Genomic DNA, 13,412 nt, shown 5'->3' on the forward strand with positions numbered 1-13,412 from the left:
AGCCGCTCTGGGACCTGCATGGAGATCGTATGACCAAGGGACGTATAACCGCCGCCACCCGTCATCTTCTGCCCAAGGCCGCGCTCGCCGCGCTTGCCGTGCTGCCGGTCGAGGCGGCACACGCGCAGGGCTGGCCCGCACCGGTCGCGCCGCTGCCGGAACTGGCGACCGCGCTCGACAAGCGCTTCCAGCCCGCGCTCGATTTCGACACTGACGTCTGCTTCAACGTGCCCGCGGTGAACGCCTCGGGCGCGATCAGCGCGAAGGCCTCGACCTACGCGACCAAGCCGCCGGCCTCGTGCCGCAATCCCGACTATCTGCGCACCAGCAACGCCTATGTCCGCACCCGCTGCAACAACGGCTATTGCGCGCGGGTCTATGCCTATTTCTGGCAGTCGGACTTCTCGCACGCCTATGATTGGGAGACGATCATCGTCTGGACCACCGATGCCGGCGCCAACAGCAGCGTCGTCGGCGTGGCCCGCGACTCCCATGGCAAGTGGGACACGCGCGCGACCAAGGACGGCCAGCTCCGCTTCCAGAGCGATGCGACCGGCAACCAGCATGTGAAGATGGTCTTCCATTACGAGACGCTGGGCTTCTCGCACCTGTTCCGCTTCTCGAAGACCGACAGCGGCGACGAGCCGCCCGAAAACGGCACCGGCACCTGGATGGTCCAGCCGCTGGTCAGCTGGAACGGCTATCCCTCGCTCGCCGTGCGCAATGCGATCGCCAATTACGATTTCGGCAGCGGCAATTTCGAGATCAAGGACGCGCGCTTCGCCGGATCGCTGAAGGCGGCGCTCAACACCAGCATCACGCCGGGCTTCAACCCCGATGTCGATGCCGGATCGGACTCGCCGGGCTGCCCGGCCGGTTCGACGATCTGCTGATCGGAACGGTCCCCGCGTCGCCTTCGGGCGGCGCGGGGATATCGGCCATGGAGCACAGGACATGAAACATACCCGGCTGCTCGCCGCCGGCGCGGCGCTGGTGGCACTGGCTGCGGGCAGGGCGCTGCTCGGCAAGGCGGGGTCCGCACCGACGCCCGCGGCGCAGGGCGTCGTCACCATCACCGCGCGACCCTCGTCTGCACCGACGACGCCGGCGTCGGCGGGACTCCCCAGGACCGTCGCCGCCGCGCCCGCACAGGTCGCGGCGCAGGTCCGCCTGGCCTATCCGCTGCTGCGGGACGTGGCGTTCGGCTGCGACGCGCGCGGCTGCGCGGTCACCGCGACGATCCCGCCTCCCACCGACGACGCCTTTCTCGCCACCCGGCAGGCGATGCTACTCGGCGGGCTGGCGCGCACGGTCGAGGCGCTGGGCTATGCCGCCACCGGACCGGTGCAGATGGAGGAGGTGTCGGAAAACCTGTTCCACATCCGCCTGCCCGTCGCGGAAGGCCGCCCGCGCGGCTGAACGGCAAAAGGGCGGCAGCGGAGTGTCCGCTGCCGCCCTTGCGATCTTCCCGAAGCCGGCCCCGGCATCCACCGGGGCGGGTTTTCCGTGCCTCAGAACTCCGCGCTGAAGCCCAGCGTGAAGGTTCGGCCGCTGGTGGTGTAGACCACCCGCCGCGCGATCGCGCCGCCGGCGAACTGCTCGATCGGCACGTTGGTGAGGTTGATGCCCTCGGCGATCAGGCGGATCCCCGGGCGCAGGTTCACATGCGCCTGCGCGTCGATATTGTGGGTGCCGCGGATCCAGTCGCCGACATTCCCGATGGTGCCGAGGCCGGTATAATATTTGCTGCGATAGGCGTCGGAGACGCGGATGCCCCAGCGCTGATCCTCGTAATAGAGCGTCGCGTTGGCCGCCCATTTCGAGAGGTTGAACAGCGGCAGCGTTACGAAGCTGTTGCCCACCTTGCCCTGCTGCTTGCCCTCGAACCAGGTGCCGTTGGCGGTGACGCCGAGGTGATCGAACGGCGCCGGCAGGAAGGTGAAGTCGTGCTGTACGGCCACTTCCACGCCCTTGATGTCCGCGCCCGGACCGTTGATCGGCTGGCTCACGTCATAGGGGGTGTTGGCGTCCTGGCCCTGGATCAGCAGCGACAGCGGCAGGCCGGTCTGGCCATAGGGGATCGTCGTCGTGCTCGGCGAGATATAGGTGTCCATGTTCTTGTAGAAGAAGCCGACCGAGGCGAAGCCCTTGCTGTCCATATACCATTCGAGCGAGGTTTCGACCGAGGTTGCCTTGAAGGGCTTGAGGAACGGGTTGCCCAGGCTGAGGCTGCCGCCGTTCGGACGGGTGGTGATCGACCCCGCCGCGGCGAGGTCGCCCAGGCCCGGGCGGTTGATGTTGCGATCGGCGCTGAGGCGGAACACCAACGTCTTGGTCAGGTCGAGCGCGAGGTTGGCGGCGGGCAGCCAGCCATGGCTGTTGTTCTTGATCACCACCGGCACGAAGGCGGTGCCGACCGCGAGATTGCCCGACGAGGTCAGGTCGGTCGAGTAATAGCGCACGCCGGCATTGGCGCGCAGCCGCATGCCGCCCACCAGCGTGTCGAGATCGAGCTGGGCGAAGCCGTTCCAGGTCTTCTCGTCGACCTTGTAGTCGCTGCCGGCCTGGAGGTTGGCGGCGGTGAGGTCGCGCTTGTCGCCGATCGCGGCATAGACGCCGTCGACATTGCCGACGATGTACTGGAGCAGCGTCTTGGGGCCGACCAGCTGCTTCAGGTCGTTCGACACCGGAATGTTCGCCGGCACGTTATGGAACACCTTGTTGGCCCAGGTATAGCCGCTGTTGGTGAAGTGCTTGTAGGCGCCGCCGGCCTTGAAAATAAGGCCGTCGCCCAGCTGATAGTCGGCGCTGAGCTTGCCGTTTGCGTAGCGGTTGACGATCTTGTTTTCCTGGACGTCGAGCCGCTGCACCGTCCACAGGTTCGGATCGGCGATCGCGATGCCATAGGTGTTGACCGGGATCTGCGGGCGGGTGTCGTAGCTGAACGCGGTCTGCTTGGCCTCCATGAAGACCTTGTCGAACACCGGCTGGCCGAAATCCGATTCCTCATAGCCGCCCAGCGCGCGCAGCGTCAGCCGGTCGCCCAGCTTCCAGCTGAGATTGGCGACGCCCTGGTAGAAATCGGTGTGGTTCTCGACGATGTGGTGCTCGGAGCGCAGGTCGATGCCGGTGAAGCTGGCGGCGCGCAGCGTGTTGGTGCCGTCGATCACCGCGCTGTGGATCACCTGGGTGCCGTTGACGGTCGAGCCGGTCAGCGGATTGCTGCCGGCGGTCGCCAGCGCATAATCGTCGCGATGGTCCCACAGGCGGCCGTAGAGGAAGTCGACATCGAGCTTGAAATCGTCGCCCGGGTGATACTGGACCGACGAGGTGACGCCGAGGCGCTGGCGATCGGTGTACCAGGTCGAGGGCGACTGCGCCGTCGGCTGGTAGACGCCGGCGAGCAGCTTGGCGCGGGTATCGGCATCGATCTCGGCGCCAATATTCTTCGCGCCGTATTTGGTCGGGCCCCAGCCCCAGTTGCGATAGCCGTACTCGTTGCTCTTGATCTTGCTGTAGGCGACCGAGACCAAGGCCCCCCAATCGCCCGAGCGGACCGAGGCGAGCGCCACCGCGCGCGGGGTGATGCCGGTGGCGTTGCTGTTGGTCTGGCCCTTGGCCGAGACGACGAACTTGTTGCCGGTATAGTCGAACGGCTTGGCGGTGGTGAGCTGCACGGTGCCGGCCAGGCCGCCTTCGTCCTGCTCGGCCGCATAGGATTTCTGCACAGAGATGCGGTTGAACAGTTCGGAGGCGAACAGGCTGTAGTCGAACGAGCGCGAGCGGCTGACCGAGCCGCGATTGTCCATGCCCGAGGCGGTGTTGCCCAGCACTTCCATGCCGTTGAGCTGGGTGCGGGTGAAATCGGCGCCCAGGCCGCGCAGCGCGATCTGGCGGCCTTCGCCGCTGTCGCGGGTGATGGTGATGCCCGGCACGCGCTGGAGCGATTCCGCCAGGTTCAGGTCGGGAAAGGCGGCGATATCGGTGGCGACGATGTCGTCCTCGGTACCCACGGCGCGACGCTTGAGCTCCTGCGCGGCGGTGATGCTCTCGCGATAGCCGGAAACGACGATCTCGGCAGTGTCCGGATCCTGCGGTTCGGCCTGGGCGGTCTGCACCGGCGCCGCGGCGAGGGGGGCGGGGGCTTCGCTGCGGGCGATGCGGCGCGCGGTCGGCGCGGCGGCGCGCGACGGAGTCAGCACGACGATGCCGCCATGCACCGCGGCGCTGAGGTTCGAGCCGCGCAGCAGCTGGTCCAGCGCGGCGCGGACGGTGAGGGCGCCGCGGACCCCGGCGGTGCGGCGGCCGTCGACGGCGCTCGGCGCCACCACCACCTGCAGGCCGGTCGCCTGCGAGAACTGCGAGATCGCGCTGCGCAGATCACTGGGCGCGATGTCGAACCGGCGCTGCGCCGCCATCGTCGCGTCGGCGGCATGCGCCTGCGCGATCGCGGGCGCTGCCAGCAGGATGGCGAGTGCCATGCGTGAAATCCCCTGGATGCGTGTCATTGTTGGTCTTCCCTCCGCTCCGGCGCACGTGCGCCGCTAGCGAGGAAGACGGGGGCAGATCAGCTTCCGGACAAAAGAATGTTGTTACGGTTCAATGTCATGGGTGTGACGGATTGGTGTCGGTGTCGCCGGTGGCTTCCAGTCGCAATTGCTCGCCGGTGCGCGCCGTGCGGAAGCCATAAGCGAGCCCCATTGCGTCGAGCAGCGCCTGGGGCGAATCCAGGCGGAACCGGCCCGAGACGGCGAGGCCACGCAGGCTCGGCGGCGGCGGGGCGATCAGCGGACCGCCGCGGCGGTTGAGCGCGTCGACCAGGTCGCCGAGCGGCATCGCGTCGATGTCGAGCCAGCCGTCGCGCCAGTCCTTCTGCGCGGCGTCGAAGCGGGTCGGGGGTTGCGCGCGACCCTCGGTAAAGCGGGTCCGCCACCCGGCGGGGACGATCACCACCGCGGCCGCGTCGCCGAAGCGCACCTTGCCGCGATAGACGGCGAGGCGCACGCCGCCGGCCGCGATGTCGATATTGAAGGCGGTGCCGAGCACCTGGGTCGCCGCACCGCCGGCATGGACGGTGAAGGGCCGATCGGGCAGGTGGGCGACGTCGAAATAGGCCTCGCCGCGCTGCATCGTCACGCTGCGGCGATGGTCTTCGAGGGTCACGTCGAGGCTGGTCGCGCCGTTGAGGTGGACCGAGCTGCCATCGGCCAGCGTCACGTCGAGCATCTGGCCACGCGCGGTCTCGTAATGGAGCGGGGCAGGGGTGGCGGCGCGGTACCAGCCCACCTGCCAGCCGCCGATGCCGAGTATCGCGGCGATGCCGAGCAGCCCACCGGTGCCGATCGCGGTGCGGCGGCGGCTGCGCATCGCGCGGATATCGGCGTCGGACAGGCGCGGCAGTTGCGCCATCGCATCGGAGAGCGCTCGATCATCGAGCATCGCCTGCACCTCGGCGGCAGCGGGGGGTGGCGCCTCGCGCAGCACGGCCTCGTCCTCGCGCATCGCCCAGTGGGCGGCGTCGTGCAGCGCGGCGCGGCGGGTGGGGTTCAGGCTCATCGCGACGCACCGCCGGGCAGGCCGCGACGCTCGAGCGCCGTGCGCAGATCGGCGACGGCGCGGACGCAATGCTTCTCGATCGCGGCGGGAGTCATGTCGAGGTCGGCGGCGATGATCGCCACCGCCACGCCGTCGAGCCGGCGGCGCAGGAAGATCTCGCGGCGGAGCGACGGCATCACCTTGAGCGCGCGGACGAGGATGTCGACCCGCTGGCGATAGTCGAGCACCTCCTCGGCGCGTGGCTGGGCGCAGGGAATGTCCTCGGCCAGCTCGGCCGGTCGGGGCGCGGCGCGCAGGCGACGGAAATGGTCGAACACCAGGTTGCGCGCCACCGCGAAGCAGAAGGCGCCGACATCGGCGACGCTGCGCGAGCGGCGATAGTCGTACAGCCGGATATAGGTTTCCTGGACGATGTCCTCGCCCTCGTGGGAATCGCGAAGGCGCGCCTGGACGAAGCGGAAAAGCGCGTCCCGCAGCGCCACCTCCTCCGACACCGCGCGGCGGTGCGCGGCCAGGCTGGTCATCTCGTTCATCGCCCGACCCTGCCCGAGGACGGATTCAAGGCGCACAACCCGCTCGTCGCCATGGCGATTCGCCCCCTTTCATCCTGAGATCGCCCGCGTTCCGCGCAGGGCTAGCGCCTCAGGATGAAGCTGGCGTGACAGTCAACGCTAGGAGGAGGAGCGCTCCCACGGTCGCGCCTGAAGCGCAGCGTCGGCCTTGTCGATCATGCGAAGCAGGCCGTCGAATTCGGAGCTGTTGTCGATCCGATAGCAACGGCTGAGATTGTTGCCGTAACGCTCGATGTCGCGTTCGGTGAGAAGGGCTACGGCCACCACGGGTTCCCCTTCAGGCATCTTGCGACAAATCCATTCCCCAGAACTAACTTCGATCTAACGTTCGCATCATTGAAAGTTTCCAGCCATTTGCGCTGGTTCGTGGCGGACGCTGTGGATAATGCGCAGCTGCTCCGCCAGGGCAATGCCGCCGCGACGATATCTGCGCTTTCGGAGACGAATGGAGGGGCGTCGCGCGCCGCTGCCTGGACGCAATAGCGAGGCCGGCGGCACGCTGGCGCTCCCGTCGCGGCGTACGCCGCATGATGCGCGCTAACCGGTGGCAAATCGAGCAATAGAGAATGTGCCATCCGCGGCTGTCGCGTACCTGAAAGTGCATGATATATGAACGATTGCGTGAACGCGCCGTATCAAATGCCCTTGAATCACTGTGTTTTCACAGAATAATTGGCGAATTACAGAAAAATGGCCCGATACTGATTGGAATAATCAGAAGGGAATCCGGTATAGACAGGCGTTCTTTTTGAAGGACGCCGGGCATGCTACGACAGCATAAATGGAGTCGTCGAGTCTAATTCAGTAGTTCATGCGCATACTAAGGTACTGCGCATGACTATTTCAAGCGATCTGCGCGGCTGTTTGCACGCCGGGGGGCGTTGCGGTGGCATCGTTGAACAGGGGGGACGGAGCATGACGAACAAGATCAGCCGCGCCGAATATTTGAAGGCGCATCCTCAGGCATCGGCCTGGGCGGCGCTCGCCGAGGCGACCAACGAACAGCTTCGCATCACGCCGGGTCCGGTTCGGCTGGACGAGGGGAGCTTCACCGGCAAGCGCGCGCTGATCCTAGGCGCCGGGGTCGGCGGGCTGACCACCGCCTATGAGCTGCTGTTCCACCGCACCGGGATGGAAGTGACGCTGCTCGAGGCGCAGAACCGCACCGGCGGCCGCTGCTTGTCGCTGCGCACCGGCGACACGCTGACCGAGGACCGCGACGACGCGCTGTTCGGGTCCGAACCGGGCGAAACCCAGGTCGTCCGCTTCCAATGGCCGGTCGGCGATTCCGAGCCCTATCTGAACGCGGGGCCGGGGCGTATTCCGTCCTCGCACAAGCGGCTGCTCGGCTATCTGCGCGAGTTCGGCGTCGCCATCGAAGTCTATGTGATGAACTCGATGTCCAATCTCGTCCACCTCAACGAGGGGCCGCTGCAGGGGACGCAGGTCTATCGGCAGATCGACCACAATCTGCGCGGCTGGGTGGCGCATCTGGTGCACGACCATGCCGCCGAACTGCTCGCCGACCCCAGCATGGGCATCCCGCCGGCCGAGCAGCCCGCACTCGTGGAAAAATTTCGCTCGCTCATGGTCAGCTTCGGCGAGCTCGACGAACTGGGGCGCTATGCACCGACGGCGGGCAACGAGGGGTTCGAGAATGCGATCTCGCGTGCCGGCTTCGACGTGCTGCCGGGGGTCGCCGTCGGTGAGATTGCGCAGGCGATCAAGCTCCAGGACCTCCTTGCCTCCGATTATTGGAAGCAGACGCGCTTCTACCAGCCCAGTGATTTCCTGTGGCAGCAGACGATCTTTCAGCCTGTGGGCGGCATGGACCAGGTGCAGCGCGCCTTTGCCCGGCAGGTGGCGGCGCTGGGCGGCACGGTCCACCTCAACAGCCCGGTCACCAGGATCGACTGGGACGACACGACGCGCGAATTCGTCGTGCAGGTCGCCCGGATCGGAAGCGAGGAGACGATCGAATATCGCGCCGACTACTGCTTCTCCAACATCGCCATGCCGTTTCTCGAACGGCTGCTGTCCGACAAGCTGCTTGCCGGCGACGGAGCGCAGGGCTTCGCCGCACCGTTCACGGAGGGGCTGCGCGCGGTGTTCGCAGCGCAGGCGCGGCCGCGGATCGATGCGCAGGGCAAGTATCAGGACAAGTTCCTCGCCGCGACCACCAAGGTCGGCTGGCAGGCCGATCGTCGGCTGTGGCAGGGCAAGCTGATCACCCATGCGCATGATGCCCAGCTCAAACTGACCACACTGGTCGTGCCCGATGCCGAGGAGGGCGTGGTGCCGATCTTCGGCGGGATCAGCTGGAGCGCGGACGAGATCGTCCAGATCTGGTATCCTTCCACCGGCTATCATGATCGCAAGGGCGTGCTCACCGGGGCGTATAATTTCGGGCAGATCGCCTATAGCTGGGGCCAGAAGTCCGTCGCCGCGCGACTGGATATCGCCCGGGCCGGCGCGCGCAAGTTCGGCAAGGCGTTCGGCGACGGCCTGCACGACGGCATCGCCATCGCGTGGCAGAACATGCCCTATATCAAGGGCGGATGGGCCTATTGGCAGGCGGTGGGCAGCCCCGAGGATGCCGCGCGCCACTTCAACCATCTGAGCCAGGGCACGGGCGTGTACGACGGGGCGGGCCAGCTTTCGGACCCGGTGTTCTTCGTCGTCGGCGACCAGCTCTCATCGCTGCCCGGCTGGCAGGAAGGGGCGATCGCCGCGGCGCTCAATGCGCTGACGCGGATGGCGCGGCCCGATCTGCACATCCCCTATCTCGCAAAGCTGCCCGACACGCGGCTGCTCGTCGAAGGCATTTGACGGGGCCGCAGCCCGATCCAGACCAATGGGAGAAAACCGATGGTGTTCAGTGCGGAAACGCTTTTGGCGCTCAAGGATGGCGGTCGTGTCCTCTCGGCGGGGGTGCGCGGCGACGAATTGCTGGGGCCGCTCGCGCTGCTGCCCGGCGTGTGGAAGAACGAAGGGGGCCTGGAAGGCCATGGCTGGAACATGATCGCGCTGCCTTTCGCGACGCGGCCCGGCTCGACGCTCGATTATCGCCTGTTGCTCAACCAGTATAACGAGACGCTGGTGTTCGACATTGTCGACAAGGGCGTGCCCAATCGCGGGTTGAGCGCTACCGGCGCGCAGGCGGACCAGTCGCTCGTCGCGCTCGACTATGAGCAGGTGATCGACCAGATCGCGACCGAGGATTTCCCGCACAGCAACGTACTGGGACCGACGCACCCGCCGGGGAACACGATCCATCACGAACCGGGGCTGTGGCTCAACATGCTCGATCACGTCGCCGACGGCTTCGACATCGCCAGGCTGGGCTCGATCCCGCATGGCGACGCGGTGCTGGCGCTCGGCCGGAGCGTGCCGCCGACGGCGGGGCCGCCGGTGATTCCCGATGTCAGCGGGCTGCCGCTGAAGGTGAATCAGGATCTCTCCAGCGCCTATCTCGCGCCGTACAAGCATTTCCACGACCATCCGTTCAAGGGCGTGTTCGATCCCGTGCATCCCGCAGCGCTGCTGGCGGCGGCCAACCAGGGTGTGAACATCGTCCGCACCACCACGCTGGCCGTGGACAGCGAGGCGGAGACGGCGGGCATCCGCAACATCCCGTTCATCGTGCAGCAGGCCAATGCCTCGTCGATGCGGTCGACCTTCTGGATCCAGGAGCTCGCCGAAAAGAACGCCAATGGCAGGCCGAAGCTGCGGCTGCAGTATCTGCAGGTGGTGATGCTCGATTTCGATCCACGGACGCGCGGTCTGCCGGGGCGGATCCAGTGGCCGCACGTGTCGATCAACACGCTGCAGAAGGTCGAGCAGACCCCCAAGGTCAAGCTCGAGCTGTTCGCGCGCGACTGAGCCGGGCGGCGACATGAAACCGTGATGTCGGGGGAAAGTGGCAGGGGAGCTCGGATTCGAACCGAGGGCCTTCGGTTTTGGAGACCGACGCTCTAACCAGCTGAGCTACACCCCTGTGCGGTTCGCCCCTTTATCGGTCGATGTTGCTTCGGGCAAGACCCAAGATGCAGGTCGCCGCGAAATGCGCGCAAAACGATGCGGGCAAAAAGAAAGCGCCTCCACGATGGTCGTGGCGGCGCTCCCCTGCAACGGCGAGGATGGTTTTTGTTTTAGGCGTTCGCGTAGGTGACGCGCGTGCGGCGCGTGCGACGCATGGCTGCACCGGCCAGGCCGAAGCCGCCGATCATCATGCCCCAGGCTGCCGGCTCGGGCACGCCCGACGGAACGAACACGCCCTGGCCGCCGTACGAACCGTTGCCGCGCGAGAAGCCGTTGATGGTGATTTCGTTCTGCACGCCGGCCTTGATCGGCACCGCGTTGGCGAAGACGAACTCGTTGATGCCGCTACCGAAGAAACCGGTCAGCTGGACACCGTTGAAGAACACCGACTTGAGGTCGAGGTCGGTCGGGCCGTTGAACTTCACCGCGCTGGTGATGATCGAGCCGCTCGCCATGCCGTCGGTCGGCAGGGTGAACTGGTAGATGTGGGTGAAATTGCCTGCGGTGATGCCCGACTGACCGAAGCTGGTCGAAATCGAGCCGTCAGCGGCAAGAGCGATATTCATGTCGGCCGGACCGAAATAGGTTGCGGCCTGAGCGGGTGCGACAGCGACAAGCGCTGCGGCGGTGGCAGCCGCCGCCATAAGCGTACGATACATTCGGGGTGTCTCCCTTAACGGCAAGTGAACCATTGCAGTGCAGCGAAGACCCTTGGCGGGTTCCAAAGTTCCGAATGGAAAAAGGGGCTTATGTCCCAGTTCGGGAACAGGTCGCCGCAGCTACGCGCGTGCGCGGGTCGTTTCGTTGCCGTTTCGTGACACGATCGCCCGGGCTTCGTACACCGGCAGCGGCCGCCCGAAATAATATCCCTGCGCGCGGGTGCAACCGAGCGCCTGCACCATTTCGTGTTCCTGCTCGGTCTCCACCCCTTCGGCGGTCGTAGCCATGCCGAGGCTGTCGGCGAGCGCGACCACAGCACGGATGATCGCGATCGCCTCGCGCGTCCCGCGCGCGGCGTTCTGGACGAAGCTGCGATCGATCTTGATCGAGTTGAACCGGGTATGGGCAAGATAGCCGAGCGACGAATAGCCGGTGCCGAAATCGTCGAGGCTCAGGCGCACGCCGAGATCGAGGATCTGTTCGAGCACGCCCACCGCCGCGGTGCCTTCGCGCAGGAACACGCTTTCGGTCACTTCGAGCTCAAGCCGGTCCGGTGCCAGCCCCGAGGTAGCGAGCGCCTGGGCCACGAGCGTGGCGAAGCTGGGGTTGTGCAACTGTTCGGAGCTGACATTGATCGCGATCCGCGCAGGGTCCTCCCAGCGGGCCGCCTCGTCGCACGCGGTGCGCAATACCCATTCCCCGATCGCGCCGATCAACCGGGCTTCCTCGGCGAGCGGGATGAACTTGGAGGGGGGGATCACCCCCAGCTCCGGGTGCGTCCAGCGCAGCAGCGCCTCGAAGCCGAGAAGGCCGCCGGTGCGGGCATTGACCACCGGCTGATAGGCGAGCTGCATCTGCCCCTTCTCGACCGCACCGCGCAGCGCGATCTCGAGCACGCGGCGTTCCTCGGCGGCAACGTGGAGCTGCGGCTCATAGGCGTGGAACACGCCGCCGCCCTTGTCCTTCGAGCGATAGAGCGCGAGATCGGCCGAGCGGACCAGGGTCTCGGCGGTGCGGCCGTCGCGCGGCGCCAGGGCAAGACCGACCGAGGCGCCGATATAAAGGGTGTGCTGGTCCAGCTCATAGGGGCGCGAGACGGTGTCGATGATCGTCTGGGCCAGCGCCTCGACCCGGGCGGTGTCGCGCGCATCGCGGACGACCACTGCGAATTCGTCGCCGCCGAGCCGCCCGATCATCTCGGTCTCGCTCACCAGGCTGCGCAGCCGCCGCGCGACGCGCTGGAGCAGGCGATCGCCGACGGGATGGCCGAGCGTATCGTTGACCGCCTTGAAACGGTCGAGGTCGATCATCATGAAGGCGCAGCGCGCGCCCCATTTGTCGGCCTCGGCCATCGCGGTGGCCAGTGCCTCGTTGATGTGGAGGCGGTTGGGCAGGCCGGTCAGCGTGTCGAATCGCGCCATGCGGTGGATCTGGTCGGTGGCGCGGCGCTGCTCGGTGACGTCCGAGCTTACCCCGCGAAAACCCGCAAACGCGCCGCGCTCGTCGAATTTGGGGCTGGCGGAGATCTGCCACCAGCGGCGATCGTCTTCGATGTCGATCGGGATCGAAAGGTCGGCGAAGGGCTCGCGGCGCTTCAGTTTCTCAGCGAGCTCGTGCAGTTCCTGGGTGAACTGCCCGGTCTCCCAGGCGGGTCCGGCGAGCAGCTGGAGCAGCGGCAAGCCCGCCAGCGTGCCGGGCTCGACCCCGAGCGAGGCGGCGAGCCGCGGGCTGGCGCGGACCACGCGGCGCTGGGCATCGATCTCCCACAGCCAGTCCGAGCCGGCATCCTCGAACTCGCGGAGCAGCAGGCTCACGGTCTCGTCGCGTTCGGCGAGCGCCATCTGGTTGGCGCGCAGCAGCACCAGCGCGCGGGCGCTGCCATAGCTGCCGACGACGAGCAGCAGGACGAGAAAGGCGGCCGCGCCGGCAAGGAAGGGCGCGCCGACCACCAGCAGCGTGACGATGCTGGTGACGCCCAGCAGGGCGATGAACGACAGGCTGGCCAGCGGCAACACCCCCATCGTCAGCGCCGACGCGATCAACACGACGGTGGTCGCCGCCCAAAGGTCCAGGCTTGCCCGCGCGGTCGCGATCGCGCCGAAGGCGAGCGGAAGGATCGACCAGGCGAGCCCGATCGCGATGCCTTCCGGGGCGGTACGGCGGATATCCGCGAGCGTCGCGGTAAGCGCGTTGTCCTCGCGCCAGCCGAGCCGGCGCAGCGTGATCCAGAGGGCGGTGCCGAGCGCCAGCGTCATCCAGCAGACGAGCAGGAGGTGCGGCGCCAGCGGCGCGAGGGCAAGTGCCGCCATCGCGACGGCGCCGACATTGGCGGAGAAAAACAGCAGCGCCGAACGCCGGCCCGCCTGCAGCTGCGCGGCGCGCATGCGCGGCCAGTCGATCGTGTCGCTGGGGTCGCTGAGGCCCAGTAGCGCACGCGCATCGACTCGCGGCTGAATCAACGGTGTCGTGGTGGTGCTGCTCACGCCGGTTACATAGCGGCGCCAGGTTAGCGAGAAGTTAGGCTGCGGCGAAAATGGAGGTGAATAGGTCCATATTCGCGGCACGGCCCCGTTTGGCTGGGGC

General features: G+C 66.9%; 10 protein-coding genes and 1 tRNA gene. 4 read left to right on the plus strand and 7 right to left on the minus strand.

Going from position 1 to position 13,412, the window contains the following annotated elements:
- Positions 1 to 29 precede the first annotated feature (29 nt).
- Positions 30 to 893: an NPP1 family protein gene (locus RT655_RS14830; RefSeq protein ID WP_313538143.1), complete on the plus strand. Its 864-nt coding sequence runs from the start codon at positions 30 to 32 to the stop codon at positions 891 to 893.
- 61 nt (positions 894 to 954) lie between these two features.
- The gene (locus tag RT655_RS14835) at positions 955 to 1,419 is read left to right on the plus strand and encodes a hypothetical protein (RefSeq protein ID WP_313538145.1); all 465 of its coding nucleotides are present in this window, start codon (positions 955 to 957) and stop codon (positions 1,417 to 1,419) included.
- Positions 1,420 to 1,511: 92 nt separating this feature from the next.
- Here RT655_RS14835 and RT655_RS14840 read toward each other — a convergent pair whose 3' ends face one another.
- The 4 genes from RT655_RS14840 to RT655_RS14855 form a co-directional block, all read right to left on the minus strand.
- Positions 1,512 to 4,481, minus strand: coding sequence for a TonB-dependent receptor (locus RT655_RS14840; RefSeq protein WP_313538147.1), 2,970 nt, complete (start codon positions 4,479 to 4,481; stop codon positions 1,512 to 1,514).
- A 124-nt stretch (positions 4,482 to 4,605) separates the two neighbouring features.
- On the minus strand, positions 4,606 to 5,556 hold the full coding sequence (locus RT655_RS14845; protein ID WP_313538149.1) for a FecR domain-containing protein: 951 nt from the start codon (positions 5,554 to 5,556) through the stop codon (positions 4,606 to 4,608).
- Positions 5,553 to 6,089: a sigma-70 family RNA polymerase sigma factor gene (locus tag RT655_RS14850; RefSeq protein WP_313538151.1), complete on the minus strand. Its 537-nt coding sequence runs from the start codon at positions 6,087 to 6,089 to the stop codon at positions 5,553 to 5,555. Before RT655_RS14850 ends, RT655_RS14845 begins: the two co-directional genes overlap by 4 nt.
- 138 nt (positions 6,090 to 6,227) lie before the next feature.
- Positions 6,228 to 6,392 carry a hypothetical protein gene (locus RT655_RS14855; RefSeq protein WP_313538153.1) on the minus strand — a complete coding sequence of 55 codons (165 nt, stop codon included), beginning with the start codon at positions 6,390 to 6,392 and terminating at the stop codon, positions 6,228 to 6,230.
- 651 nt (positions 6,393 to 7,043) lie between these two features.
- On the opposite strand from RT655_RS14855, the gene RT655_RS14860 reads away from it, so the two are divergent.
- Both RT655_RS14860 and RT655_RS14865 read left to right on the plus strand, forming a co-directional pair.
- Positions 7,044 to 8,957 carry a flavin monoamine oxidase family protein gene (locus tag RT655_RS14860; protein WP_313538154.1) on the plus strand — a complete coding sequence of 638 codons (1,914 nt, stop codon included), beginning with the start codon at positions 7,044 to 7,046 and terminating at the stop codon, positions 8,955 to 8,957.
- Between the two features lie 39 nt (positions 8,958 to 8,996).
- Positions 8,997 to 10,010 (plus strand): heme-binding protein, encoded by a 1,014-nt coding sequence (locus RT655_RS14865; protein WP_313538156.1) that lies wholly within the window; start codon positions 8,997 to 8,999, stop codon positions 10,008 to 10,010.
- Positions 10,011 to 10,048: 38 nt separating this feature from the next.
- On the opposite strand, the gene RT655_RS14870 is transcribed toward RT655_RS14865, so the two are convergent.
- The 3 genes from RT655_RS14870 to RT655_RS14880 all read right to left on the minus strand — a co-directional run bounded on the left by RT655_RS14870 (position 10,049) and on the right by RT655_RS14880 (position 13,213).
- Positions 10,049 to 10,125: transfer RNA gene (locus tag RT655_RS14870), tRNA-Trp, on the minus strand.
- 154 nt (positions 10,126 to 10,279) lie between these two features.
- Positions 10,280 to 10,828: an FxDxF family PEP-CTERM protein gene (locus RT655_RS14875; protein ID WP_313538158.1), complete on the minus strand. Its 549-nt coding sequence runs from the start codon at positions 10,826 to 10,828 to the stop codon at positions 10,280 to 10,282.
- A gap of 120 nt (positions 10,829 to 10,948) precedes the next feature.
- A complete protein-coding gene (locus RT655_RS14880) occupies positions 10,949 to 13,213 on the minus strand; it encodes an EAL domain-containing protein (protein WP_313538496.1) in 2,265 nt (754 codons plus the stop codon).
- Positions 13,214 to 13,412 lie beyond the last annotated feature (199 nt).

Source organism: Sphingomonas sp., assembly GCF_032114135.1.
Taxonomy (GTDB): domain Bacteria; phylum Pseudomonadota; class Alphaproteobacteria; order Sphingomonadales; family Sphingomonadaceae; genus Sphingomonas.

Coding starts and splice junctions, on each gene's coding strand:
- RT655_RS14830 (WP_313538143.1), top strand. CDS start 30: ATGACCAAGGGACGTATAACCGCCGCCACCCGTCATCTTCTGCCCAAG.
- RT655_RS14835 (WP_313538145.1), top strand. CDS start 955: ATGAAACATACCCGGCTGCTCGCCGCCGGCGCGGCGCTGGTGGCACTG.
- RT655_RS14840 (WP_313538147.1), bottom strand. CDS start 4,481: ATGGCACTCGCCATCCTGCTGGCAGCGCCCGCGATCGCGCAGGCGCAT.
- RT655_RS14845 (WP_313538149.1), bottom strand. CDS start 5,556: ATGAGCCTGAACCCCACCCGCCGCGCCGCGCTGCACGACGCCGCCCAC.
- RT655_RS14850 (WP_313538151.1), bottom strand. CDS start 6,089: ATGAACGAGATGACCAGCCTGGCCGCGCACCGCCGCGCGGTGTCGGAG.
- RT655_RS14860 (WP_313538154.1), top strand. CDS start 7,044: ATGACGAACAAGATCAGCCGCGCCGAATATTTGAAGGCGCATCCTCAG.
- RT655_RS14865 (WP_313538156.1), top strand. CDS start 8,997: ATGGTGTTCAGTGCGGAAACGCTTTTGGCGCTCAAGGATGGCGGTCGT.
- RT655_RS14875 (WP_313538158.1), bottom strand. CDS start 10,828: ATGTATCGTACGCTTATGGCGGCGGCTGCCACCGCCGCAGCGCTTGTC.
- RT655_RS14880 (WP_313538496.1), bottom strand. CDS start 13,213: ATGCGCGCCGCGCAGCTGCAGGCGGGCCGGCGTTCGGCGCTGCTGTTT.